Below are 23,007 nucleotides of genomic sequence, written 5' to 3' on the forward strand. Positions count from 1 at the left end.
GGCTCCGCATTTTCGGGTACCGAAAAACGGGGAGCACTGCTAGACTTTCTGCGAGCACCGTCTCCCAGGGAGTGCCCCACTGGCACATCACCGCGCAGACGCTTGCCCACACGCCCCTTTTCCACCTTTCTTCTTGGACTCCAAAGCCCGACCACTTCCTGCAGACCACCCGCACCGGCCCGAGCGCATGCCCCCTACTCCCACACCCTTTCCTCTGCACGGACAGCTGCTGGTCCGGCTGGTGGCCGGAATTTGCGGCGCGGGGGGCCTAGGGCTGCTGACCTGGGCACTGGCCCGCCAGAGCATGGACCCCGCCATGCGCCTGGCCAGCGTGGGGGCCGGGCTGGGGCTGGTGGCCAGTGCCGTGCTGTGCTGGTGGCTCAGCCTGCGGCTGGTGGCGATACATGCAACGGCCAGTGCCGCCCAGGATGCCGCGCAGCGGGCCACCAACCAGCTCTGCGCCACGCTCGACATCCTGCCCGACGGCCTGGCCATCTATGACGCTGACGACCGCCTGGTGCTGTGCAATGCCAGGTACCGGGAAGTCAGCCCCGGCACCACCATGGCCGTGGAGTACGGCACCCGTTTTGAAGACGTGCTGCGCCGCGCAGCCGAATCGGGCCACATCGTGGCGGCGCGGCAGGACACCAGTACATGGCTGGCCGACCGCATGGCCCGCCACCGCTCCCCCGGCCACCCCGAGGTACAGGAGGTCGAGGGCGACCGCTGGATGCTCATCACCGAGCGCCTGCAGGACGGGGGCGGCATGGTGGTCCTGCGCGCCGACATCACGGACGCCGTGCACAAGGAGCGCGCACTCAAGCAAGCCCTGCACGACGCCGAGCGCGCCGAGCGCAGCCTGCGCGAAGCCGTCAATGCGATGCCCGCTGGGCTGGACATCTATGACGAGCAAGACCGGCTGGTGCTGTGCAATGACCAGATGGCCCGCCTGCGCCCGCACCTGCCCGTGGCGGAATCCCTGGGCAAGACCTACGAAGAGCTGCTGCGTGAAGGCCTGCGCTATGGCATCCCCGAGGAGGCCAAGGGTCAGGAAGAGCTGTGGCTGGCCCACGAGCTGGCCATCCGGGGTCACCGGCCCGGCCCCGAGGTGCGCCACTACCCCAATGGCACGTGGATGCACATGCACGAATGCCGCACCCCATCCGGCATGACGGTGTGCGTGCGCCTGGACATCAGCGACCTGATCGAACAGCGCCAGAAGGTCGAGGCTGCCCGCCACGAGAGCCAGCGCATGCGCCAGCTGCTGGAGCGCGCGGTGGAGGCCCTGCCCGTGGGTATCGAGATCTTCGACGAGCAGGACCGGCTGGTGCTGTACAACCAGCAGCTGTCGCGCATGTACCCGTACATCGACTATGCGGAGCACCTGGGCAAGGGCTTTGTGGACATCCTGCGCTACTCGGTCTCGCGCGGCCTGATCCCTTCGGCCAAAGGACGCGAAGAGGCCTGGATCGCGGAGCGCCTGTCGGAGCATGGCAGCAGCACCTCGACGCTGGTGCAACGGTTGAGCGATGGGCGCTGGATCAACATCTACGAAACCCGCACCCCCGAAAACTACGTGGTGGCCGTGCGCCTGGACATCACCAACCTCATCGAGCAGCGCCAGGCCCTGGAAGCTGCCCAGCAGGCCGCGCAGCAGGCGCGCCAGTTGCTGCAGGACGCTGTGGAGTCACTGCCCGAAGGCTTTGCCCTGTTTGACGCCGACGATCGGCTGGTGGTGTGCAACGCGCAGTACCGGCGCCTGTACCCCATCTCGGCTCCCTTGATCGTGCCCGGCAGCACGTTTGAACAAATCGCCCGCTATGGCGCCGAGCGCGGCCAGTACCTCGATGCCATGGGCAACGAAGAAGCCTGGCTGGCGCAGCGCATGGCCGACCACCGCGCCGCCAACCACGCCGTGCTGCAGCGCCTGCCCGAAGGCCGCTGGCTGCAGGCCGATGAACGGCGCACCCCCCAGGGCGGCATTGCGGGGGTACGCACCGACGTGACCCAGCTGGTACGCAAGGAGCAGGAGCTGGCCGCCGCCAATGCCAAGCTGGCCCTGCTGTCCACCACCGACGGGGTGACCGGCATCGGCAACCGCCGGCGCTTTGACGAACGGCTGGCCACCGAATGGATGCGCTGCGCGCGGCACCAGCTGCCGTTGGCCGTGATCCTGATCGACATCGACCACTTCAAGCTCTACAACGACCACTATGGCCACCTGGCCGGCGACGAATGCCTGCGCCGCGTGGCCCAGCTGCTGCAGGGCACCATTCGCCGTGCCGACGAGGTGGCCGCACGCTACGGCGGCGAAGAGTTTGTGCTGTTGCTGCCCGATGTGCCGCTGCCCGAGGCCGTCACCGTGGCAGAGCGATGCATGGCCAGCCTGCGCGAGGCCGCATTGGCCCACCCCCGATCCCCCACCGCCCCCTACGTCACACTCAGTGCGGGCATTGCCAGCCTGGTCCCACGCCCCGGAACCAGTTCTGACACACTGGTGCAGGCGGCCGATGCGGCCCTGTACCGCGCCAAGTACGGGGGCCGCAACCGCTTCGAGGTTTTCACGCCCCCGCAGTGACCGTGTTGCTTGCGGGTGTGCCGAAGGCCTGAGCGGGTCCGTGCAGGGCCTCCCTTTTTTTGCGCACGTCACACTCTTCGCAGGACAACGCTGATGAACATTTTGCTCACCGGCTCCACGGGTTTTGTGGGCCGCACCGTGGCTGCCGCACTCACCCAGGCAGGACACCAGGTGCACGGCGGCGTATCGCCCCGCCACCAGTCACCCGGCGCCTTGCAAGTACCCATGGACTTTGCGCGGGACACCTCTGCCCAGGCCTGGCTGCCGCGCCTCGCGGGTATCGATGCCGTTGTGAACGCCGTAGGGGTGCTGCGCGACAGCCGCGCGCGCCCCATAGACGCCGTGCACCAACACACGCCGGTCGCGCTGTTTGACGCATGCGCCCAGGCGGGCGTGCGGCGCGTGGTACACATCTCGGCCTTGGGCATTGAGGGCAGCGCCACCCGCTATGCCACTACCAAACGCGCCGCCGACGCCCACCTGCTGGCGCTGGCCAGGCAAGGGGCATTGCACCCCGCCGTCCTGCGCCCCAGCGTGGTGTTTGGCAAAGGCGGGGACAGTAGTGCGCTGTTCATGAACCTGGCGCGCCTGCCGGTCGCGCTGTTCCCCGGCCCCATGCTCACGGCGCGGGTGCAGCCGGTGTCGGTTCACGACCTGGCCGCGGCCATCGTTGCGCTGCTGGGGCCCGCCGTTGCCACCCAGGGCATCATCGAATGCGCCGGGCCCGAGGCGCTGACCATGGGCGATTTCATTGCCAGCCTGCGCCAGCAACTGGGCTATGGCAAGGCGCATGTGCTGCGCCTGCCCGACCCGTTGACCCAGCTGAGCGCCCGCCTGGGCGACGCGGTGCCCAGCGTTCCCTGGTGCACCGAGACCCTGAGCATGCTGGGCAGCGACAACGTGGGCAACCCCGCAGTATTCGAGCAACTGCTGGGTCGCAAGGGGGTGCACTACAGCCAGCTGGTGGCGACCGCCTGGCGGTGATTCGCTTAGCCTGGGCTTCAATCACGCAGGCACATCGTCCGACCACCTGGGCAGCGGCCTTTACGCCGTGGCGCGCGGGAGCAGCCGTGCTCGCGCACTACACCACAACCCGTGAGGCGGATGACCCAACGGCGGGTGGTACACCCGTGTCCCTATTTCCGTACGCATGCCGCGCCAAGGCGGCCGCCAGCACCAGAGACGGGTTGACCAGCGTCAGCCCCTCCAGCCGGGAATGCTCCGACAGTGCCAGCGGAATCTCGGTGCAGCCCATGATGAGGGTGGAGACCCCATAGCGCTGATGCAGCACCAGCGACACCGCTTCAAACCGCTGGCGGGCCAGTGCGTAGTTGCCGGCCTTCACGCCGTCGTAGATGCCCTGCATCAGCTGGTCGCGCTCGCGGGGTTCGGGTACAAAGCAGTCGATGTCGCGGTGCTCCAGCTCGCGCTGGTACAGGCCCGCCTCGTAGGCGCCCTGCGTGGCCAGCAGGCCCACGCCGTGCACCTCGCGCAGCGCCAGGTCGGCCACCACCTCTTGCACCCCGTGCAGCACCATCAGCTGCGGAAAGCGCTGCTGCAGCAAGCCATGCCAGGCGTGGGCCGTGTTGCAGGCAATGGCCACCACGCGCGCGCCCAGCGCCGCCAGTCGGCCCGTGGCCTGCAGCATGGGGTCTGCGGGCTGGTGAGCGCCCGGGCGGGTGTCGTGCAAGGCCGCCGTGCGGTCAGGAATGGGCACCTGCGCCAGCCAGTGCTCGGGGTAGGCCTGGTCGTGCACGGGGATGCCCAGGGCCGCCATGCGGTCGGTGCAGGCCTGCACAAACAGGCGCACAAAGTCGGCGCCCGCAGCAGGCCCCATGCCGCCCAGAATGCCCACTACCTGCGGGACTTGGGAGTGCGGGGTGGGCGGCAACATGCTCACGCTCATCACAGCGCAGGCTTGTCGCTCTGGGCCACCAGGTTGTCGCGCAGCTCCTTGCTCATGGGCAGGTTGAGGTTCTGGCCACGCGGGGGCACCGGCGACATGAACCACTTGGCATAGAGCTTGTCGAACTCGCCGGACTTCATCATCCCGCCGATCACGCCGTTGACCAGCGTCTGGAACTGCGGGTCATCCTTGCGCAGCATGCAGGCATAGGGCTCCACCTGCAGCGAGTCGCCCACCACCACCCAGTCGGCCGGGTTGCGTGTGTTGCCCATCAGGCCAAACAGCAGGATGTCGTCCATGGCAAAGGCCTCTGCACGGCCGGTGTCCACCAGCAGCAGGGAGTCCTCGTGGTCCTTGCCCAGCACGATGTCCATGTCCAGATTGTTATCGCGGTTGTACTTGCGGATCACCTGCGCGTTGGTGGTGCCCGAGGTGCTGGCCACTGTTTTCTTGGCAAGGTCGGCGTAATTTTTGACGCCCGAGGCCTTCTTGGTCAGCAGCCGGGTGCCGGTGTAGAAATAGTTGATGGCAAATTGCACGTCCTTGCCGCGGGCTGTGTTGTTGGTGGTCGATCCGCACTCCAGGTCCACGGTGCCGTTGGTCAGCAGCGGAATGCGGTTTTGCGAAGTCACGGCCTGCAGCTCCACCTTGATAGCGGGGTTGTTCAACCGCTTCTTCACCGCATCGACCACGGCGTTGGAGATGTCCACCGACATGCCCACCGGGTTGCCCGGGCCCGCCAGATAGCTGAAGGGCACGGACGACTCGCGGTAGGCCAGCGTGATCTTGCCGGTGTCGGCAATCTTCTTGAGGGTGTCGGCACTGGCCACGGTACTGGCCAGCACACCGGCGACCACGAGGACAGCAGCGGTGACAGCGGAGAGCTTCATGGGAATCCCTTTGCAAAAAAGCAGGTGAACAGACAGTCGGATAGACGAGAAAGCAAGACGCAGGGGCACTGTAAAAATTTGCGGCGGTCTTGAACAATTCATTTGCACGGGTCCACCATGATGAAAAGTTATGGCTCTGTTTCGGTGCACATCCATGCACCATCGTGGACCGCCGCGCCCTCATTTTTGAACCATGGCGTCGGCAGCCCAAACGCCTCATCCACGTGCCTGGCTGAATGCGCCCGGCGCGGACATGCGCATAACTTCCCGGCATGGCAAGGCACGGCTTTGGCATTGTTCAGCAGGTGCATCGCCCCCTACATTCGTTGGCATCTCCTCCAACCGTTTCACTCTCTCCGATGCAGGTATGTGTATTGGGCGCAGGCATCGTCGGCCTGGCCACGGCGTATGAACTTCAACAGCGCGGCCTGCAGGTCACCGTCATCGACCAGGCGCAGCCCGGCACGGGCGCCAGCGGTGGCAATGGCGCGCAGCTGAGTTACAGCTATGTGCAGCCCCTGGCAGACGCCAGCATCTGGCGGCAGCTGCCCCGGCTGCTGCTCTCGCCCAGCTCACCGCTCAAGCTGCGCCTGCAGTGGGACACCCACCAGTGGCGCTGGGGGCTGGAGTTGCTGCGCGCCTGCAACCGACCCACCTCTGAACGCAGCACCGCGCAGCTGCTGGCGCTGGCCGCCCTGAGCCGCCACCACTTCGAGGCCATGCTGCGGGCAGAAGCTCTGGACTGCGACTTCTCCCGCACCGGCAAGCTGGTGCTGTACGACACCGCCACCGGCCTGGCCGCTGCGCAACGCCAGATGGACCTGCAGCGCCAGTGGGGCTGCGAACAACAGGCGGTGTCAGCCCAGCGCTGCACAGAGATCGAGCCCGCGCTGCAGCACTACCAGCCGCGCATTGCCGGAGCCATCTACACCCCCAGCGAATGCGCGGCCGACTGCCTCCGGGTCTGCCAAGGCTTGCAGGCGGTGCTGGCCGCTCGGGGCGTGCGCTTCATGGTCGGTACCACGGTCCAGGGCTTTGTGCGCCGGGGCTCCCGCATTGCTGCGGTGCGGACCAGTGCAGGCGCCATCGAGGCGCAGCAGTTTGTGCTGGCACTGGGCAGCCGCAGCCACCAGGTGGTGCAGACGATGGGTTTTCGCCTGCCGGTGTACCCCCTCAAGGGCTATAGCATCACATTCGACACCAGCCCAGCACCATCAGCAGCGCCTCGCGTCAATGTGACCGACGCTGCACGCAAGGTGGTGTTTGCGCGCATCGGCCAGCGCCTGCGGGTGGCGGGCATGGCCGAACTGGTGGGGCACGATGCCCGCATACCTGCCGCGCGCATCCAGAGCCTGCGCGACGCCACCCGCGCCGTCTTCCCCCACTGCCATCAAGGCGGGGACCCGCATGCCTGGACCGGCATGCGCCCCGCCACACCGACCGGGCTGCCGGTGGTGGGCCGGTGGGCGGGCGCGCCCGACAACCTGTTGCTGAACACAGGCCACGGTTCTTTGGGGTTCACGCTGTCGTTTGGCACGGCGGCACAGGTGGCCGAGCTGCTGGCACCCGCCTGACCCACCCGCACGCACACCCATACTCCTCCGCTCTGCAGCCACACAGGCACCACCTGCCTCGGCAGGTCGCCCGTTTACTCCGCCTCGGGCTGCAGGCCCACCGCTTCCAGCGTCTCAGCCACCGCCTGGCGCATGCATTGCGTCATGGCACTGGCCAGCAGTGAGCTGGGCCGGTTCACGGTGCGCAGCGACTTGATGGGTACCGCAATGTGCGGCGCGAGCGCCAGCACATCCACCTTGCTGCGGTCGGCCGATGCCGCCGTGCAGGCATCCACCAGCGCCACCGCGTGACCATGGTGTGCCAGTGCCAGTGCAGCGTGGTAGGTCTGCACCGTGAACGCCGTCTGCAGGCCCACACCCGCCTCGCGGCACGCGTGGTTGACCACCGTGCCGATGGGGTCGCGCACATCCAGCCGCACCACAGGTGTATCTGCCAGGTCGGCCAGATGCACCACCCCGGCCATCACCAACTCAGCACCCAGCATGCCCTTGGGCGCCACACACACCATGCGCCCGTCGGCCAGATGCTCTTGCGTCAGCGCGGGGTGGGCGATGGCGCTGAACACAAAACCCACATCCGCCTCCTGCAGCACCAGGGCCGAGACGATCTGGGGCGAGTGCAGCGCATCGATGGTGACCTGCACATCCGGGTGCTTTTGCCTGAAGAACCGCAATGCGCGCGGCAGCACCTCGTAGCTCAGCGCCAGCACGCTCAGGATGTGCAACTCCCCTTCGCGCCGGTCGCTCTTGAGGCTGTTGGCCAAGCGCTGCACATCATCCAGCTGGGTGAACAGGCGCTCGATGTGCGGGTACAACGTCTGCGCCTCGGTGGTGGACACCAACTTGCCCTTGAGCCGGTGAAACAGCGGAAAGCCCAGCTGCAGTTCAGCATGTGCCAGGATGCGGCTGACCGCAGGCTGCGTGACGTTGATGAGGCGAGCCGCCGCGCTCACGCTGCCGGTGAGCATGACGGCGTTGAAGACTTCTATGTGGCGAAGGCGCATCAACTAACAATGCAAGGAACAGGCCCGATGCGCAATCCTTGCATCCACCCATTGCGACTCCAACGGGGAATGGAGCAGCGCGATGGTTAGAGCGACATCGACAGCCGCTGCGCCATGGCCGCACGCCAGCGCAGCAAGTGCGGGTGCTGCTCACCCGGCTTGTGCTTGACCACACGCGCAAAGTCCACCGCCACCACGGCCGTGATGTCGGCCACGCTGAAACGGTCAGTGGCAATGAAGTCGCGTCCCGCCAGGCGATCATTGAGCAGCTGAAAGAACTGCCCCACACGCACCAACCCACGCTCGGCCAGGGCCGGGATTTGCGGGTAGTCCACCGCTCCGGGCAAGGCCCGGTTGGCCATGGCGGGCGCGCTGTTGCGCAGTGCCTCGGCAATGGCCTGCAGGCCCTCGAACTCCATGCGCCAGTTCCAGCTTGCAATCTCGGCCTTTTCTGCGGGCGTCTCGCCCAGCAGTGCAGGCTGCGGGTAGCGCGCCTCCACATACGCAGTGATCGCCGCGTTGTCGGTCAACAGCAAACCGTCTTCCGCGCGCAGCGCAGGCACCGTGCACTGCGGGTTGATCTGGCGATAGGCCTCGCCCAGTTGCTCGCCATTGCGCAGGTCCACCTGCACGGTATCGTGGGCCACGCCCTTTTCTGCCAGCAGGATGCGCGCACGGCGCGGGCTGGGCGCCGTGGCGCAGTCGTACAAAGTGATCATGGTGACGCCTTGCAAAAACACTCAGCGTGCAGGTGAAGAAGCTGCTGCTGCCGCCTCGATCTTGTCCTGCGTCTTGGTGTCAAAGTCGCTGGCGTCGTGCCGCTCGCGCAACTGGCTGGCCAGGTCGCCCTGCACACGGTTCACCTTGCGCCCCCGCTGCACGGCCGGGCGCTTGGCAATCTGCTCGGCCCAACGCACCACATGCGTGTATTCGTGCACCTGCAAAAACTCGCCCGCGTTGTAGGCCTGCCCTTTCACCAGCAGGCCATACCAGGGCCAGATCGCAATGTCCGCCACCGTGTACTCATCGCCCGCCACGTACTCGGTCACGGCCAGGCGCTGGTTCAGCACATCCAGCTGGCGCTTGGCCTCCATGGCATAGCGATCAATCGCATACTCGATCTTGACCGGCGCATAGGCATAAAAATGCCCAAACCCGCCGCCCACAAACGGCGCACTGCCCATCTGCCAGAAGAGCCACGACAGGCACTCCGCCCGTACCGCGCCGTCTTTGGGCAAGAAGGCGCTGCCGAACTTCTCGGCCAGATACATCAGGATGGCGCCGGACTCGAACACGCGCACCGGGCTGGCGGGGTCGGTGCGGTCCAGCAGCGCGGGGATCTTGGAGTTGGGGTTCACAGACACGAACCCGCTGCCAAACTGCTCCCCCTCGTTGATGCGAATCAGCCACGCGTCGTACTCCGCCCCGCTGTGACCCTGCGCCAGCAGCTCTTCCAGCATCACCGTCACCTTCACACCATTGGGCGTGCCCAGCGAATACAGCTGCAGCGGGTGCTTGCCCACAGGCAGCTCTTTATCCTGCGTAGCCCCGGCGATGGGGCGATTAATGCTGGCGAACTGGCCGCCGTTTTCCTTGTTCCATTGCCAGATGGCGGGTGGGGTGTAAGGGGTAGGGTCAGACATGCAGGGACTCCCGGGGGAAAGCGGTTAGGGAAGGTGGCTGAGCAGCCAATTGCTGGATGAGTTTACCGATGCGGCTTCGGGTCTGCAGGGATACGGCAACCCACTGAACCAGACCTCGCAGGGGGAGGCTTTGCGGCCTTTGAATCTGGAGACACAAACGCACTGGCCCCAAACCAACGCGGTCTCCGAGGTAGACGCGCCTGGGACTCAATGTCTGGCACGCCATCCAGCAAACGACGCACGCTGCCGCTCATCCAAGCTGCCAGCAACACACCGAGCGCACGACAGACGTTGTCGCCTGCCAAACCGAGGGATTACCCGAACACCAGATGGCTCTAAAGGCGTCAAACAGAAGATCGTCTGAACATCATTATTAGATTTACTTAATGTGAATTGTTTATTCGTATCGATCAAATAGCATCTAAACAACTTCTAATAATCAATCGGAGACAAGATGAATCGAGCCGTTGGCTTGGACGTCCGAGCCTTGAGAGTTTTCGAGGCCGTTGCCTCGTCCGGAAGCCTTTCATCCGCCGCGAAACTGCTCGGCATCACGCAGTCGGCAGTGTCTCAATCCCTCAGCCAAATCGAGGAGATTCTGGACACGCAGGTGTTTGACCGGACCCGCCGGCCGTTCAAACTCACGCCTGCGGGCATCGCGTTGAGCCGCCGGGCGCGCTCCATCGTGGACGAGATGGACCGGCTCGTGGTTCACGTGCGAGACGCAGACTTGGCCAGCCGACCCGCCATTCGGGTCGGCATGATTGATTCGTTCGCAGCAACGGCGGGCCCCGCCATCGTGAAGCGGATCACGGCGTCGGCGAGCCAACTGCTGCTCTGGTCGGGGTTGGCCAACAGCCACGCCCAGGCACTCTTGAACCGGCAGCTGGACCTCATCGTCACCTCTGACTCGCTGGAAGACGTCGACAACATCGTCCGAAGGGCGGTCTTCACGGAGCCTTTCGTCATTGCGCTGCCCCGGGCTCGCCTGAAGGAATTTCAGGACGCGGACCTCACCAAGCTGATTCAACGTGCACCGCTCATCCGGTTCAGCGCACGTTCGCACTTCGGAGCGGTCATCGAGCGTCACCTGCGCCGCAGTGGGCACACGGCCCGCCCCTTCCTGGAGATAGACACCTCCGACGTCGTGATGTCGATGGTGGCCGCAGACCTCGGCTGGACCATCACGACACCGCTGTGCCTGCTGCAAGGCCGGATGTACGAATCGCAAATCGCCACGCTGCCCCTGCCGGGCCCCCAGCTCAGTCGAACGATCTATCAGCTGTCCAGAGAAGGTGAGTACGAGGACATGGCGGAGAACTGCTTTCAAGTCAGCCGCAGCATCCTCGAATCGGAAATCTTCCCCGAAGTCAGGGCGTCTATTCCTTGGCTGCGCAGCGGCATAGCGCTGTGCTGACGGTCACCCACCCTGCTTTCGCGCCCCATTTATTTCAACAAAAGGAGATGACTATGGCTTTCAGCCGTCGAGTTTTTTTGCACACCGTGGCCGCCGGTTCGGCCGTTGCTGTCGCGGGCATGCCGCTGACCGCGCTTGCGGCTACGCAGGTCAAGTACGGCGGCTCCGCCTGGCTTGGGCACTACCCCGCCTACCTGGCGATGACGGAGGGTTTCCTCAAGGAAGCAGGCATTGAGCAAGACTGGCAATCCTTCGGCACATCCTCGTCCCGCATGAGCGCGGTGATGTCCGGCGGCGTGGACATCGCCTGCACGGGCATCGTCTCGGCGCTGGCATTGATGGCGCGGGGAGCCAAGCAGTTCTCCGTGATTGCCATTCCCGAGAACTTCGGACGGGTCGAAGGCCTGATGGTCCGGGGCGGTGTCAAAAGCATCCAGGAACTGAAGGGCAAGAAGGTCGGCGTGACCTTCGCGTCGAGCGCCCACCTGCTGGTGTTGGATCTCATCGCCAAGGCTGGACTGAAGCCAGATGAAGTCACGGTCCTGAACGTCCCAGCCCCAGAACTGCCTGCCGCCATGCAAGCTGGGCAAATCGATGCGGCAGCCGCGTGGACGCCCCAGTTCGACGCTATCCGCAAGCAACCTGGTGTGATGGTGCTGGCTGACGACACCCAATTCAGCCTGTACCAAAGCAACAAGGTCACGCCTGGCCCCGACGTTCTGGTGGTGCGCCGTGCCTTTGCGGAGAAGAACCCAGAAGCCGTGAAGGCCTACCTTTCGGCCTATTTCAGGGCAACCGCCCTTCTGCGTGACAAGCCAGAGCAGGCGGCGGGCCCGCTGTCCAAGCTCACCAACCTGTCCACCGAAGACCAGCTCGCCGCCGTGAAGGGCGCCGACTGGTATAGCCAAGCCCAGCAGGCCGAACTGCTCAAGGGGCCCTACATCGAAGGCCTGCAAAAGCTCGCCGAGCTGCTGGTCTCGCACAAGCAGATTGACAAGGCGCCCACCGTCAAAGAGTGGATTGACACGTCTTTTGTCTGAGCAGGAGCATCCGCGTGATTTCTAAACCACCTTCGCGCAGCGCATTGCTCAGCACAAGCGCTGCCTCCATCATCGTGTTCCTCGCGGTATGGGAGCTGATTTGCAGGGCTGGATGGATCGACCCCATCTTCCTGCCTCCTCCCAGCGCCGTCTTCGCCAAAGCCATGGGGATGGTTGGCGAAGGCACACTGATTGGCAACGTGCTCGCTTCCGGCCGTCGCGTCATGATTGGCTTCCTGGCGGCGACCGCCGTGGCCATCCCGTTGGGCATCATCCTGGGCACTTCAACCTATGCCAGGGCAGCCTTCGACCCCATCCTGTCCTTCCTGCGGCCGCTGCCATCCATGAGCTGGATCCCCCTCTCGTTGCTCTGGTTCGGCATCACCGAGACGCAGAAGTACAGCATCGTGTTCATGGGCACATTCGCCCCCGCGCTCGTCTATGTGATCGAGGCGACCCGCAACGTCGACCCATTGCTGATTCGCGCAGCCCAAAACCTGGGGGCCAACCGCTGGCAGGTGATGAAAGAAGTGATTCTTCCAGGGAGTCTCCCGCAGATCCTGAGCGGCATGAAGGTCATCCTGGGCCTGGCCTGGACCTGCGTGATTTCCGCTGAACTAGTTGCGGCGCGCGAGGGCCTTGGCTTCCTCATCATGAACGGCAAAGAGTTCTTCCAGACCGAAGTTGTGGTGCTCGGCATGCTGCTCATCAGCATCACTGTTCTGGTCACCGACTTTGTATTTCGTGTCCTTGAAAACCGGGTATTGAGGTGGCAACGATGAGCCAAGCAGACACTTCCTCCATGATTTCCGTTCAGGGAATTTCCAAGCACTACGGGGACTTCCAAGCGCTTCAGCATGTCGATCTGGAAATTGCCAAGGGTGAATTCGTGGTGCTGCTCGGCGCATCAGGCTGTGGCAAATCCACCCTGCTGAACCTCGTGACGGGGTTTGATCGCCCCACCGGTGGACGCATCCTTGTCAATGGCCGCCAGGTCAACAAGGTAGACCCGCACTGCGGCATGGTCTTCCAGCAGTACGCGCTGTTCCCTTGGTTGACGGTGATCGACAACGTCGCGTTCGGTCTCAAGATGAAGGGCATCTCCAAGGCCGAGCGGCACAAGACCGCCACGCACTTCATCGAGATGGTCGGCCTCAAGGGCTTTGAGCACAAGTACCCGAACGCCCTGTCCGGCGGCATGCGGCAACGCGTATCCATCGCTCGGGTGCTGGCCAACGACCCAGACGTCATTCTTCTGGACGAGCCGTTTGCCGCGCTGGACGCCATGACACGCCAGGTACTCCAGGACGAGCTGCTCCAAATCTACGAGAAGAGCAAGAAGACCATCATCTTCATCACGCACTCCATCGACGAAGCACTGCTCCTCTCGACGCGCATGCTCATCATGAGCGCACGGCCGGGCCGGGTAGTGACCGACATGGTGAACGACCTGCCGATGCCGAGAAACGCGGAGGTTCAGCTCTCGCCGCGCTACAACGAACTCAAGTCCCAGATCTGGGACACGGTGCAGTCCGAGGTGATGCGCAGCCTCAAAGCGACCAGCCACTGAAGGCCATAAAGAAAGAACAGTCCATGACCCGTTCACAGACTTTTCCGAGCTACCAAGCTGGCTCGGGGTGGAATGCTTTGCTTCCAAACAGGGCGCCAAGGGACTCTGCTCCCAAAGAAACGCACTTCGATACCGTGGTCATCGGCGCCGGCGTCACCGGGGTGGCAGCCGCTCGGCGAATTGCCGAGCTGGAGCCGGGCTCCCGCATTCTGCTGGTCGATGCGACAGGGGCCGGTGAGGGCTCTGCGGGCCGGAACTCAGGCTTCCTGATCAATCTGCCGCACAACACGGGCATGTCCGGGCACGGAAGCCCTGCGCAGATTGCCCGCAAGCAGATTGCGCTCTACGACACTGGCTTGAAGTGGCTGAAGTCGCTCATTGACCAATACCACATCGACTGTGGATGGAACCCTGTAGGCAAATACCACGCGGCCGCGACAGCCGATGGTGAGCAGAGTTTGCGCAGCACGCTGAACCAGTACCAGGACTGGGGAGTTGAGTACACAGAACTGGGCCAACCAGAGCTCGAGCAGCGGTTGGGTACCTCGTACTACCGCTACGGGTACCACTCACACAACAACATCTTCGTGCAGCCTGCCGCGTTGATTCGCGGCTTGATAGACCACCTGCCAGAGAACGTCTTCGTTTGGGAGAACGAGCCCGTCCTCTCGATCGAAAAAGGCAAGCCTCATCGCATCAGAACACGCGGCAAGGACATCACCACGCCACGGATCGTCGTGGCAAACAATGGCTTTGCGCGCAAGCTAGGGTTCGCCAAGGACCGCGTCTTCACCATCTACACATATGCAGCCTTTACGCCTCAACTGGACGAGGGGGAGCTTGCCAAGCTGGGTGACACCCAGGAGTGGGGCGTGATTCCGGCGAACCGCCTGGGCACCACGCTGCGCAAGGCCGCTGGCGGCCGCTTCATGGTGCGCAGCGCCTACTCGTATGAGAAGGAGCAGTCGCTCACGACCGTGCACGCCATGCTCCAGGAGTGCTACCGCAATCGCTATCCTCACATGGCGTCCCACGATTTGGAGCATGTCTGGGGCGGAGTCACGGCATTGACGCGCAATGGCGCCCTCTACTTTGGCCGACTGGATGAGGGCATCTACATCTCCATTGGCTGCAACGGCGCAGGCATGTTGAAAGGCAGCATGTTTGGGAAGCTCATGGGCGAAATGGCGTGCGGCCATCAATCCACCGAGCTGGCCGATGCACTCGGTTTCCAGCGACCAACGTGGCTGCCTCCAGACCCCATTCGCCGTGTCGCAGTGCTGAGCGCCATCCAGTACCAAAAGCACAAGGCTGGCCTCGAACGCTGAGCAGCATCCTTTTCATCACTTCAACAGGAAAAAGCAATGACAGAAGACATCGTCCGCACCGGTGGCAATCACCGAATGTCCAACGTGGTCTCTTACAACGGGGTGCTGTATCTGGCGGGCCAGGTCCCCACCAAGGTGGATGTGGGTATCACCGAGCAGACCCAGGAAGTCCTCAGTACGATTGACGGCATCCTCAAGGAACACGGCAGTTCCAAGGAGCGCATTCTTTCGTGCCAGATCTTCCTGTCCGACATGCGCCTCTTCAGCAAGATGAACGAGGTTTGGGACAACTGGGTGGCCAAGGGCCATGCGCCGGCGCGCGCGACCGTCGAGGCCAGGTTGGCAAGCCCGGAGAAGTTGATTGAGATCTGCGTCACCGCGGCCAGCTAACACCCAAAACCTCAACCCGTAGATCTGCGTGCCGAACTGGCTGAGGTGACCCACAGAGCCTACGGGGGGTCAGGCTGCAATGAGCACACGAACGGCCTGCTCATACGGTTTTGCATTCCATCGGATAACCAGGCGGGAAGCCGCAGACAGTGCTGTAGCACGGCAAGGCGAACTAACGACGTCATGCGTTTGAAGGCAAAGCCGTATCAGACCGTATCTGCCAAAGGGTATCGATCTCTTGGCCGATTCACCGGCCAAGCTCAACGCGTTGGCGAGACCGTCCCGTGAGAGGCAGTGCAAGACTCTTGGCTCCGCCCCGGGCCAGCAGCAACTCCTGGCCCGTGGCACTCACCCCCACCACCGCACAGCCCCGGCGGCTACCGCCCCGAGCACCACCACCAGCAAAAACGGCAGCCGCAACCACAGGGCCAGCGCTGCCACCCCGAACGCCGCCAGCCGGGCATCGATCACCAAGGCGGTGCCTGCGGCAAACGTGTTCATCACGGTCAGCGCCGACAGCAAGGCCACGGTGATGGCCCCCGCCACGCGGGCCATGCGGGGGTTTTGCAACCAGCGTGCGGGCACGGCATAGCCCGCGAGTTTGGTGAGGTACGTGGAGGCGCAAGCCAGCACGATGGCGGTCCAAAGCGTCAAGGCGCGCCCTCCCCGCGCGCGGACGGCGCGTCCGGGCTGCGCACCCACCAGCCCCAGGCGGCCCCCGCCACAGCGGCCAGCAGAATGGGCAGCCCCGGTGGAAGCAACGGCACCGCCAGTGCAGTAGCCACGCCGCACAGCAAGGCCAGTGCCACGGGTTCGCGCTGCTTCAGGCGCGGCCACAACAGGGCCAGAAAGGCGGCCACGGCGGCGCCGTCCAAGCCCCAGCGGCGCGGGTCGCCCAGCGCGTCGCCCAGCACGGCGCCGAGCAGGGTAAACAGGTTCCAGAGCACAAACACACCGACGCCCGCCGTCCAGAAGCCGCGCCGTTGCTCATCCGACGCCATCTGCCCTGCAGCGGTGGCCGCGGATTCGTCAATGGTGAGCTGCGCGGCCACGGCCTTGCGCCAGCCGGTGGGAGCGACCATGGCGTTCATCTGCATGCCGTAAACCGCGTTGCGCACACCCAGCAGCGCAGCAGCCCCCAGGGCCGCAGAACCGGCACCGCCACCGGCAATGACGCCGATGAAGGCGAACTGAGAACCGCCCGTGAACATGAGCAGGCTCAGTGCCATGGCCTGCCCCACCGTGAGGCCAGCCGCCACGGCCAGGGCGCCAAAGGAGATGCCGTAGAGGCCGGTGGCGGCGGCAATCGATAAACCCATGCGGATGGCGGGCGTCCAGGTGGACGGTCGCAGAGTGGGCGGGGGAGAGATCATTTGCTTCAAATTTGATAGCTGCTAGCGCTTTTATCATGGGCACTAGAAGCCCATAACGCTTCAATATCGAGCCGAACGGCGCTTGAACGGCTGGGGCGTCTGGCGGGTGGGTGACGCCGTGCCTATGCCAGCGCCCCCGGTGCAAAGACAGCCCCGAAGCACGGGGCCGCACCAGACAGGGAAAGCTGGAAAGCAGCTTCAGGAAGGCTTTCCGCCCCTCAATGCGCCTTGTCCCAGTTCGCCCCCACCCCCACCTCTGCCAGCAACGGCACCTTCAGCGCCGCCACCTCCGCCATCAGGCGCGGGACGTGAGTCTTGAGCCAGTCCATCTCGCTCTCGGGCAGTTCGAACACCAGTTCGTCGTGCACCTGCATGATCATTTGGATGTCCGGCTTGTGGGCATCCAACTCTTTCTGCACCGCCACCATGGCCAGCTTGATGAGGTCTGCCGCTGTGCCCTGCATGGGCGCGTTGATGGCGGCACGCTCGGCCCCGGCGCGGCGGGGGCCGTTGGGGGAGTTGATCTCGGGCAGATACAGGCGGCGGCCAAACACGGTTTCGACGTAGCCCATGGACTTGGCGGCGGCCTTGGTGTCGTCCATGTACTGCTTCACGCCGGGGTAGCGCTGGAAGTATTTGTCAATGTAAGCGGCTGCGGCCTTGGTTTCGATGCCCAGATTCTTGGCCAGGCCAAAGCTGCTCATGCCGTAGATGAGGCCGAAGTTGATGACCTTGGCGTAGCGGCGTTGCTCGCTGGTGACCTGGTCCACCTCCACCCCAAACACTTCGGCAGCGGTGGCGCGGTGCACGTCCAGGCCGGCGTGGAAGGCGTGCAGCAGCGAGTGGTCGCCGCTCAGGTGGGCCATGATGCGCAGCTCGATTTGGGAGTAGTCGGCGCTCGCAATCACGCGGCCTGCGGGGGCCACAAAGGCTTCGCGCACGCGGCGGCCTTCGGGGGTGCGGATGGGGATGTTCTGCAGGTTGGGGTCGTTGCTGGACAAGCGCCCGGTGACGGCCACGGCCTGCGCGTAGTGCGTGTGCACGCGGCCGGTGCGTGGCAGGGCCAATTGCGCGAGCTTGTCGGTGTAGGTGCCTTTGAGCTTGACGAGGCTGCGGTGCTCCAGCAGCTTGGCGGGCAGGGGGTAGTCCTCGGCCAGTTTTTCGAGCACTTCTTCGTCGGTGCTGCGGGCGCCGGTAGCGGTCTTCTTCACCACGGGCATGCCCAGCTTGTCGAAGAAGATTTCACCCAGTTGCTTGGGGCTGCTCAGGTTGAAGGGCTGGCCTGCAATCTCGTACGCCTCGGTTTCGAGCTGCAGAATGCGCTGGCCCAGCTCGTGGCTTTGCGCGGCCAGCGTGGGCGCGTCGATCAGCACGCCGTTGCGTTCGATGCGGTACAGGGCTTCGCTGCTCTGCATCTCCAGTTCGTAGATGAAGCGCAGCTTGTCGTCGGCCTGCAGCAGGGGCCACAGGGCGTTGTGCACGTCCAGGGTCTGGTCAGAGTCTTCACACGAGTAAGCGGCGGCTTTGTCCACCGGCACTTGCGCAAACGGGATCTGGTGCGCGCCCTTGCCGCACAGGTCTTCGTAGGTAATGCCTTTGCGGCCGGTGTGGCGCTCGGCCAGGCTGGTCAGGTTGTGGGGCTTGTGCACTTCAAGCACGTAGCTTTGCAGCATGGTGTCGTGCGCGTAGCCCTGCACCTCAATGCCGTGGTTGGCGAACACATGGCGGTCGTATTTGATGTGCTGGCCCAGCTTGGGGTGCTTGGGATCTTCCAGCCAAGGCTTGAGGCGGGCGAGCACTTCATCCAGCGGCAACTGCGCGGGCGCATCGGGGCCTTCATGCCGCAGAGGGATGTAGGCGGCTTCGCCGGGCTGCACGCTGAAGCTGATGCCGACGATTTGCGCGCGCATTTCATCGAGGGAATCGGTTTCGGTGTCAATGGCCGTGAGCGGGGCTTTGTGCAGGCGCTCCAGCCACTGGTCAAAGTCAGCCCAGTTGAGGATGGTGTCGTACACCACCGTGCGGTGCTGGGCTTCTTCGGCCACGGTGCTGGCGGAATGGTCGGCAAACAGGTCGCCACTTTGGCCGGGCATGGCGACGGTGGGGGCTGTGGCGGCGGGGGCCGCTGCGCCCTTGATGGCGCTGGCCAGGCCCTTGAAGCCGTATTTTTCGTAAAACGGCAGCAGGCCCGTGTTATCGGGCGCGTCCAGCGTGATGTCGTCAAACGCGGGCAGGCCGGGGATGTAGTCGGCCAGCGCGCAGTCGGTCTTCATGGTGACGAGCTGGCGGCTCAAGGCCAGCTGACCGCTGGCAATGGCTTCGCGCAGGTTGTTGCCCGCCACGCCCTTGATGGCGTCGGCGTTGGCAATCAGGTTGTCGAGCGAGCCATATTCTTCCAGCCACTTGGCGGCGGTCTTGGGGCCCACCTTGGTCACGCCGGGCACGTTGTCCACGGTGTCGCCCACCAGGGCCTGGTAGTCCACCATCAGCGCAGGCGGCACGCCAAACTCTGCTGTCACGCCTGCCACATCGCGGCGCTTGCCGCTCATGGTGTCGATGATGGTGATGTGCTCGTTGACCAGCTGGCTCAAGTCTTTGTCGCCGCTGGACACAATGACTTCAATGCCCTGCGCGGCGGCCGTGTGGGCCAGGGTGGCGATCACGTCGTCGGCCTCTACGCCGGGCACGGCCACCACCTTCCAGCCCAGCAGGTCCACCACCTGGTGGATGGGCTCGATCTGGCTGCGCAGGTCGTCGGGCATGGGCGAGCGCGTGGCCTTGTATTCGGTGTACAGGGCGTCGCGGAAGGTGGGGCCGCTGGCGTCGAACACGCACACGGCGTAGTCGGCCGCCACCTCTTTGCGCAGGGCCTGCATCATGTTGATCATGCCGCGGATAGCGCCCGTGGCGGCACTGCTCATGTCGCCCGGCACGGCCCGCAGGTCGGGCATGGCGTGGAAGGCGCGGTAGAGGTAGCTGGAGCCGTCCACCAGCACCAGGGTCTTTTTGTTGCTCATCCGGCAATTGTGCACGGGCAGGGCCTATCGCAGCGCCTGCCGGGCGGCGCTCTACAATCGCCCGATGCGCGCTGTTCACCTTCTCCTGCTGCTGGGCATGGCCTGCGGCAATGCCCTGGCCCAAACCTCGCCCTCATCCCCTGCACCCACCGCTGCGGGCGCCCAGCGCGAGGCTCTGCCCGATCCGGAGCCCCTGTCTGGCCGCAGCAACCAGCGCACGGAGCGCATCCAGATCGAAGACGCAGGCAGCCGTGTGGATGAGCTGCGGGTCGGCGGGCAAACCCAGAACATCTCGGTGCAGCCCAAAACCGGCAACCTGCCCGCCTACGAAGTGCAGTCTCCTGACGGCGCGCGCAGCCGCGCCGGTGGCAACAATGGCGCCGAGACCACCACGGCGCCCCGCGTCTGGAACGTGTTCAAGTTCTGATGGACTGCAGGGTGGCGCGCAAACACTGCGCTGCCACCGGTTGAGTTCCGCTTGCCACTCGTTGTCCCGCCCCTTCCCTTTCTCATTTCTTCGACCCCCTGAGCGATGGCCGTTTTTACCGAAGTCTCCAATCCCGAGGCGCGCGAATTGCTGCGCCGTTTGCAACTGGGCGAGCTGGTGGAGCTGCGCGGCATTGAGGGCGGCATCGAGAACACCAACTACTTTCTGACCAGCGACCAAGGCGAGTTCGTGCTGACGCTGTTCGAGCGCCTCACGGCCGAGCAGTTGCCGTTCTACCTGTACCTGATGAAGCACCTGGCGCACGGCGGCGTACCCGTGCCCGACCCGCGTGCCGACAAGAACGGCGACATCCTGCACACCGTGTGCGGCAAGCCCGCCGCCGTGGTCAACAAGCTGCGCGGCAAGAGCCAGCTGGCCCCGCAAGGCGTGCACTGCGCGGCCGTGGGCACCATGCTGGCCCGCATGCACCTGGCGGGCCGCGACTTTGACCGCCACCAGCCCAACCTGCGCGGGCTGCCCTGGTGGAATGAGACGGTACCGGTGGTACTGCCCCACATTGACGATGCACAGGCCGCACTGCTGCGGTCAGAGCTGGCCTATCAGAACCATGTGGCCGCCAGTTCTGCCTATGCCGCCCTGCCACGCGGGCCCGTGCATGCCGACCTGTTCCGCGACAACGCGATGTTTGAGGGCGAAGAGCTGACGGGCTTCTTCGACTTCTACTTTGCAGGGGTGGACACCTGGCTGTTTGACCTGGCCGTGTGCCTGAATGACTGGTGCATCGACCTGCCCACCGGCACCCACGACGCCGAGCGCGCCACGCGCATGCTCGACGCGTACCAGGCCGTGCGCCCGCTGACGGCCGCCGAACGCGAGCTGCTGCCCGCCATGCTGCGCGCCGGGGCGTTGCGGTTCTGGATCTCGCGCCTGTGGGACTTCTACCTGCCGCGCGAGGCCTCCATGCTCAAGCCCCACGACCCCACGCACTTCGAGCGCGTGCTGCGCGGGCGCCTGGCTCTGCCCGTACACGCGGGCTGAGCCCACCACAGGCGAGCAGCCTCTAACCCCTGGCCCAACCACCGGTTTGGGGCGGTGGGGTAAATTCGACCTTATTCGCCCACCCGACATCCGATGCCGCTCGGCGCCCCCTATTGGCGCCAGGGCACAGCTAGCGGTGCGGGCCTCTCCTCCTTTCCAACGTATTCATGAAACTCCACATCGTTCCCGCACGCACTGGCATGGCCTGGGTCAAGCTCGGCGTTCGGGCGTTCTGGCGGCAGCCCATGGCGCTGGCTGCGCTGTTCTTCATGACCATGGCGGCGATGTCGCTGGCCACCATGATCCCACTGGTGGGCCCGGCCATTGCCCTCGCACTGCTGCCCTCGGCCACGCTGGCCATGATGGTGGCGGCGGCGCAGGCAACGCAAGGGCGGTTTCCGATGCCCACGGTGCTGCTGGTGGCGTTTCGCACCGGGCGCGAGCGGCTGCGCGACATGCTCACACTGGGCGTGCTGTATGCAGTGGCTTTCCTTGGCATCATGGGCCTGTCGGCCCTCCTTGACGGCGGCCAGTTTGCGCAGGTGTACCTGGGTGGTGCGCCCATGACCCGGGAGATTGCCGAGAACCCAGACTTCCAGCGCGCCATGTGGCTGTCGATGCTGCTGTACCTGCCGCTGTCGCTGCTGTTCTGGCACGCACCGGGCCTCGTGCACTGGCATGGCGTGCCGCCAGTCAAGGCGCTGTTCTTCTCCATCGTGGCCTGCGTGCGCAACTTTGGCGCGTTTCTGGTCTATGGACTGGGCTGGCTGGGGGTGTTTTTGCTGGGCGGGCTGGTGGTCAGCATCGTGTCGGCCCTGCTGGCTGTGGCGGGGCTTGCGGGCTCGATGGCCGGTGGCATCATGGTGGGCGCTGCCATGATGATGGCGGCCATGTTCTTCACCTCGGTGGTCTTCACCTTCCGCGACTGCTTCGAGCCCCCCTACACCCCCCAGCAAGAAGAGGCGCCCCATGACACCCCGCCCCCCAGCCCCCCCGACGCACCACCTGCAGGGCCGCTCTGACGACGAGCTGGTCTGGTTCCAGCGCCGCAGCGTGGTGCAAACCGCCGCGCTGTGGGTGGCAAGCGGTGGCTGGGCTGCCGCCCATGCGCAGGCGCGCAGCAACATCGTGGAGGTGCGCGGCGACGTGCTGCGCAATGGCGAGCCCCTGACGGCGCAGCACACCGTCACCGCCAACGACCGCATCGAGACCGGGCCGGGCGCCAGCCTGGTGTTCTCGGTGGGCGACAGCGCCTTCATGGTGCGGCAGAACTCACGCATGGCGATGGAGAGCGACACCCCCACGGCCGTCAAGCTGTTGCGCCTGCTCAGCGGTGCGGTGGCCACGGTGTGGGGACGCGGCCCTGACCGGCAGATTGCGCTACCCACCGCCACCGCAGGCATCCGCGGCACAGGGGTGTATGCCGAGGTGTTTGCCGACCAGGACCAGCGCGGCTACCTCTGCAACTGTTATGGCACGGTGGAGCTGACGGCGGGCGGCGAGCGTCTGGTGAGCCAGTCCAGCTACCACCAGGCGTTCTGGGCTGAGCCCGCACCCCGCAATGGCAGGCTGCTGACACCGGCAGGGGCCATCAACCACACGGACGAAGAGATGGAGTTCTTGGCCGGGCTGGTCAACCAGCGCACCGCGTGGCAGGTGTCGGGCCGCAAGGGCGTCAAGGATGGCAGCGGTGGCGCGGCCGCACCGGCCAACAACTACGGAACTGGCAACTCCTACGGCCCGCCCGGCTCTCGGGACTGAACGCTGCTCAGCGGTACTCTGCCGCGCTGA

Annotated in this window: 21 protein-coding genes; 13 read left to right on the top strand and 8 right to left on the bottom strand. The window is 64.9% G+C overall.

Annotated features, from left to right (window positions below; all coding sequences use genetic code 11):
- The first annotated feature begins 187 nt into the window (after positions 1 to 187).
- Positions 188 to 2,578 carry a GGDEF domain-containing protein gene (locus tag ASD94_RS19210; RefSeq protein ID WP_056646405.1) on the top strand — a complete coding sequence of 797 codons (2,391 nt, stop codon included), beginning with the start codon at positions 188 to 190 and terminating at the stop codon, positions 2,576 to 2,578.
- A 93-nt stretch (positions 2,579 to 2,671) separates the two neighbouring features.
- On the top strand, positions 2,672 to 3,562 hold the full coding sequence (locus ASD94_RS19215; RefSeq protein ID WP_056646408.1) for an NAD-dependent epimerase/dehydratase family protein: 891 nt from the start codon (positions 2,672 to 2,674) through the stop codon (positions 3,560 to 3,562).
- Between the two features lie 97 nt (positions 3,563 to 3,659).
- On the opposite strand, the gene ASD94_RS19220 is transcribed toward ASD94_RS19215, so the two are convergent.
- Complete coding sequence (locus tag ASD94_RS19220; protein ID WP_056646625.1) at positions 3,660 to 4,472, bottom strand: aspartate/glutamate racemase family protein; 813 nt, start codon at positions 4,470 to 4,472, stop codon at positions 3,660 to 3,662.
- An 11-nt stretch (positions 4,473 to 4,483) separates the two neighbouring features.
- Positions 4,484 to 5,374, bottom strand: coding sequence for an amino acid ABC transporter substrate-binding protein (locus tag ASD94_RS19225; protein ID WP_056646411.1), 891 nt, complete (start codon positions 5,372 to 5,374; stop codon positions 4,484 to 4,486).
- A gap of 359 nt (positions 5,375 to 5,733) precedes the next feature.
- Between ASD94_RS19225 and ASD94_RS19230 the strand changes: the two genes are divergently transcribed.
- A complete protein-coding gene (locus ASD94_RS19230; protein ID WP_056646414.1) occupies positions 5,734 to 6,948 on the top strand; it encodes a D-amino acid dehydrogenase in 1,215 nt (404 codons plus the stop codon).
- Positions 6,949 to 7,022: 74 nt separating this feature from the next.
- Here the strand turns inward: ASD94_RS19230 and ASD94_RS19235 are convergent, their stop codons facing one another.
- The 3 genes from ASD94_RS19235 to yghU form a co-directional block, all read right to left on the bottom strand.
- A complete protein-coding gene (locus ASD94_RS19235) occupies positions 7,023 to 7,952 on the bottom strand; it encodes a LysR family transcriptional regulator (protein ID WP_056646417.1) in 930 nt (309 codons plus the stop codon).
- A gap of 86 nt (positions 7,953 to 8,038) precedes the next feature.
- Positions 8,039 to 8,671: a glutathione S-transferase family protein gene (locus ASD94_RS19240; protein ID WP_056646628.1), complete on the bottom strand. Its 633-nt coding sequence runs from the start codon at positions 8,669 to 8,671 to the stop codon at positions 8,039 to 8,041.
- Positions 8,672 to 8,692: 21 nt separating this feature from the next.
- A complete protein-coding gene (yghU, locus tag ASD94_RS19245) occupies positions 8,693 to 9,595 on the bottom strand; it encodes a glutathione-dependent disulfide-bond oxidoreductase (protein ID WP_056646420.1) in 903 nt (300 codons plus the stop codon).
- A gap of 454 nt (positions 9,596 to 10,049) precedes the next feature.
- Here yghU and ASD94_RS19250 point away from each other — a divergent pair, with 454 nt between their 5' ends.
- Genes ASD94_RS19250 through ASD94_RS19275 form a run of 6 tightly spaced genes read left to right on the top strand, consistent with a single transcriptional unit; the run spans position 10,050 to position 15,340 of the window.
- A complete protein-coding gene (locus ASD94_RS19250; RefSeq protein WP_156391483.1) occupies positions 10,050 to 11,012 on the top strand; it encodes a LysR family transcriptional regulator in 963 nt (320 codons plus the stop codon).
- 53 nt (positions 11,013 to 11,065) lie between these two features.
- A complete protein-coding gene (locus ASD94_RS19255) occupies positions 11,066 to 12,052 on the top strand; it encodes an ABC transporter substrate-binding protein (RefSeq protein WP_056646426.1) in 987 nt (328 codons plus the stop codon).
- Between the two features lie 17 nt (positions 12,053 to 12,069).
- A complete protein-coding gene (locus ASD94_RS19260; RefSeq protein ID WP_369818080.1) occupies positions 12,070 to 12,834 on the top strand; it encodes an ABC transporter permease in 765 nt (254 codons plus the stop codon).
- Positions 12,835 to 12,854: 20 nt separating this feature from the next.
- The gene (locus ASD94_RS19265; RefSeq protein ID WP_056646630.1) at positions 12,855 to 13,622 is read left to right on the top strand and encodes an ABC transporter ATP-binding protein; all 768 of its coding nucleotides are present in this window, start codon (positions 12,855 to 12,857) and stop codon (positions 13,620 to 13,622) included.
- A gap of 23 nt (positions 13,623 to 13,645) precedes the next feature.
- Positions 13,646 to 14,950: an FAD-binding oxidoreductase gene (locus ASD94_RS19270; RefSeq protein WP_056646432.1), complete on the top strand. Its 1,305-nt coding sequence runs from the start codon at positions 13,646 to 13,648 to the stop codon at positions 14,948 to 14,950.
- Positions 14,951 to 14,986: 36 nt separating this feature from the next.
- Complete coding sequence (locus ASD94_RS19275; RefSeq protein WP_056646435.1) at positions 14,987 to 15,340, top strand: RidA family protein; 354 nt, start codon at positions 14,987 to 14,989, stop codon at positions 15,338 to 15,340.
- Positions 15,341 to 15,688: 348 nt separating this feature from the next.
- Here ASD94_RS19275 and ASD94_RS19280 read toward each other — a convergent pair whose 3' ends face one another.
- From ASD94_RS19280 to polA, 3 genes are all read right to left on the bottom strand, one after another.
- Positions 15,689 to 15,994, bottom strand: a complete 306-nt coding sequence (locus ASD94_RS19280) for an AzlD domain-containing protein (protein ID WP_056646438.1) — start codon at positions 15,992 to 15,994, stop codon at positions 15,689 to 15,691.
- On the bottom strand, positions 15,991 to 16,713 hold the full coding sequence (locus tag ASD94_RS19285) for an AzlC family ABC transporter permease (RefSeq protein WP_056646441.1): 723 nt from the start codon (positions 16,711 to 16,713) through the stop codon (positions 15,991 to 15,993). Before ASD94_RS19285 ends, ASD94_RS19280 begins: the two co-directional genes overlap by 4 nt.
- Before the next feature lie 218 nt (positions 16,714 to 16,931).
- On the bottom strand, positions 16,932 to 19,730 hold the full coding sequence (polA, locus tag ASD94_RS19290) for a DNA polymerase I (RefSeq protein ID WP_056646444.1): 2,799 nt from the start codon (positions 19,728 to 19,730) through the stop codon (positions 16,932 to 16,934).
- A gap of 64 nt (positions 19,731 to 19,794) precedes the next feature.
- Here polA and ASD94_RS19295 point away from each other — a divergent pair, with 64 nt between their 5' ends.
- The 4 genes from ASD94_RS19295 (at position 19,795) to ASD94_RS19310 (ending at position 22,977) form a co-directional block, all read left to right on the top strand.
- Complete coding sequence (locus tag ASD94_RS19295) at positions 19,795 to 20,157, top strand: hypothetical protein (RefSeq protein ID WP_056646446.1); 363 nt, start codon at positions 19,795 to 19,797, stop codon at positions 20,155 to 20,157.
- A gap of 105 nt (positions 20,158 to 20,262) precedes the next feature.
- Positions 20,263 to 21,216 (top strand): homoserine kinase, encoded by a 954-nt coding sequence (locus ASD94_RS19300; protein WP_056646448.1) that lies wholly within the window; start codon positions 20,263 to 20,265, stop codon positions 21,214 to 21,216.
- A 167-nt stretch (positions 21,217 to 21,383) separates the two neighbouring features.
- Positions 21,384 to 22,238: a BPSS1780 family membrane protein gene (locus ASD94_RS19305; protein ID WP_056646450.1), complete on the top strand. Its 855-nt coding sequence runs from the start codon at positions 21,384 to 21,386 to the stop codon at positions 22,236 to 22,238.
- Positions 22,186 to 22,977 (top strand): FecR domain-containing protein, encoded by a 792-nt coding sequence (locus ASD94_RS19310; RefSeq protein ID WP_056646451.1) that lies wholly within the window; start codon positions 22,186 to 22,188, stop codon positions 22,975 to 22,977. Before ASD94_RS19305 ends, ASD94_RS19310 begins: the two co-directional genes overlap by 53 nt.
- Positions 22,978 to 23,007 lie beyond the last annotated feature (30 nt).

Origin of the sequence: Acidovorax sp. Root70 (assembly GCF_001428225.1) — a bacterium.
GTDB lineage: Bacteria > Pseudomonadota > Gammaproteobacteria > Burkholderiales > Burkholderiaceae_C > Acidovorax.

Bases quoted from the DNA above. Each gene is read 5' to 3' on its own strand.
- yghU (WP_056646420.1), bottom strand. From the start codon at position 9,595: ATGTCTGACCCTACCCCTTACACCCCACCCGCCATCTGGCAATGGAAC.
- ASD94_RS19305 (WP_056646450.1), top strand. From the start codon at position 21,384: ATGAAACTCCACATCGTTCCCGCACGCACTGGCATGGCCTGGGTCAAG.
- ASD94_RS19300 (WP_056646448.1), top strand. From the start codon at position 20,263: ATGGCCGTTTTTACCGAAGTCTCCAATCCCGAGGCGCGCGAATTGCTG.
- ASD94_RS19275 (WP_056646435.1), top strand. From the start codon at position 14,987: ATGACAGAAGACATCGTCCGCACCGGTGGCAATCACCGAATGTCCAAC.
- ASD94_RS19230 (WP_056646414.1), top strand. From the start codon at position 5,734: ATGCAGGTATGTGTATTGGGCGCAGGCATCGTCGGCCTGGCCACGGCG.
- ASD94_RS19310 (WP_056646451.1), top strand. From the start codon at position 22,186: ATGACACCCCGCCCCCCAGCCCCCCCGACGCACCACCTGCAGGGCCGC.
- ASD94_RS19255 (WP_056646426.1), top strand. From the start codon at position 11,066: ATGGCTTTCAGCCGTCGAGTTTTTTTGCACACCGTGGCCGCCGGTTCG.
- ASD94_RS19225 (WP_056646411.1), bottom strand. From the start codon at position 5,374: ATGAAGCTCTCCGCTGTCACCGCTGCTGTCCTCGTGGTCGCCGGTGTG.
- ASD94_RS19240 (WP_056646628.1), bottom strand. From the start codon at position 8,671: ATGATCACTTTGTACGACTGCGCCACGGCGCCCAGCCCGCGCCGTGCG.
- ASD94_RS19295 (WP_056646446.1), top strand. From the start codon at position 19,795: ATGCGCGCTGTTCACCTTCTCCTGCTGCTGGGCATGGCCTGCGGCAAT.
- ASD94_RS19210 (WP_056646405.1), top strand. From the start codon at position 188: ATGCCCCCTACTCCCACACCCTTTCCTCTGCACGGACAGCTGCTGGTC.
- ASD94_RS19285 (WP_056646441.1), bottom strand. From the start codon at position 16,713: ATGATCTCTCCCCCGCCCACTCTGCGACCGTCCACCTGGACGCCCGCC.
- ASD94_RS19235 (WP_056646417.1), bottom strand. From the start codon at position 7,952: ATGCGCCTTCGCCACATAGAAGTCTTCAACGCCGTCATGCTCACCGGC.
- ASD94_RS19215 (WP_056646408.1), top strand. From the start codon at position 2,672: ATGAACATTTTGCTCACCGGCTCCACGGGTTTTGTGGGCCGCACCGTG.
- ASD94_RS19250 (WP_156391483.1), top strand. From the start codon at position 10,050: ATGAATCGAGCCGTTGGCTTGGACGTCCGAGCCTTGAGAGTTTTCGAG.
- ASD94_RS19265 (WP_056646630.1), top strand. From the start codon at position 12,855: ATGATTTCCGTTCAGGGAATTTCCAAGCACTACGGGGACTTCCAAGCG.
- polA (WP_056646444.1), bottom strand. From the start codon at position 19,730: ATGAGCAACAAAAAGACCCTGGTGCTGGTGGACGGCTCCAGCTACCTC.
- ASD94_RS19220 (WP_056646625.1), bottom strand. From the start codon at position 4,472: ATGTTGCCGCCCACCCCGCACTCCCAAGTCCCGCAGGTAGTGGGCATT.
- ASD94_RS19270 (WP_056646432.1), top strand. From the start codon at position 13,646: ATGACCCGTTCACAGACTTTTCCGAGCTACCAAGCTGGCTCGGGGTGG.